Below are 551 nucleotides of genomic sequence, written 5' to 3'. Positions count from 1 at the left end.
CTCGCGGATGGCTTCGACCGATGCCGTTCGATCCGCATGCGCGTCGGCGCCTTGCCGCAGCATCCGACCGGGCTTCTGGGCTATGCCTTCAACTGGTCGCCCGAAGGCGTGGTCAACGAATATCTGAACGATTGCGAGGTTATCGAGGGCGGTGTGCGCAAGCTCGTTTCGCCGATGGAGTGGCACGAGACGATCTATGTCGAAGGCGTCAAGCTTGAGGCCTTCACCACCTCCGGCGGGCTCGGAACCATGTGCGATACGCTGCTCGGCAAGGTCGAGAACCTCGACTACAAGACCATGCGCTATCCCGGCCACATGGAGCTGATGAATTTCTTCTTCCACGAACTATTGATGCGCGACCAGCGCAAGCTTGCCGGCCAGATCCTGACCGACGCCAAGCCGCCCGTCGATGACGACGTCGTCTACGTCCATGTCGCCGCCGAAGGCACCGAGCGAGGCAGCCTGCGCCGCAAGGAATTCGTCCGCGCCTATTATCCGATCGAGGTTGCCGGAGAGAGGCGGACGGCAATCGCCTGGACAATCGCCTGGAC

General features: G+C 61.9%; 1 protein-coding gene. It reads left to right on the top strand.

Features of this window, described 5'->3' with window-relative positions; translation table 11 throughout:
* The coding region (locus tag AC1DIX_RS27630; RefSeq protein WP_477328525.1) for a saccharopine dehydrogenase family protein at positions 1-551 on the top strand (551 nt) is incomplete at both ends.

Source organism: Massilia sp. 05N420 (assembly GCF_056397205.1).
Note: the sequence above shows the minus strand (reverse complement) of the source record. Positions and strands in the feature narration are given on the sequence as shown.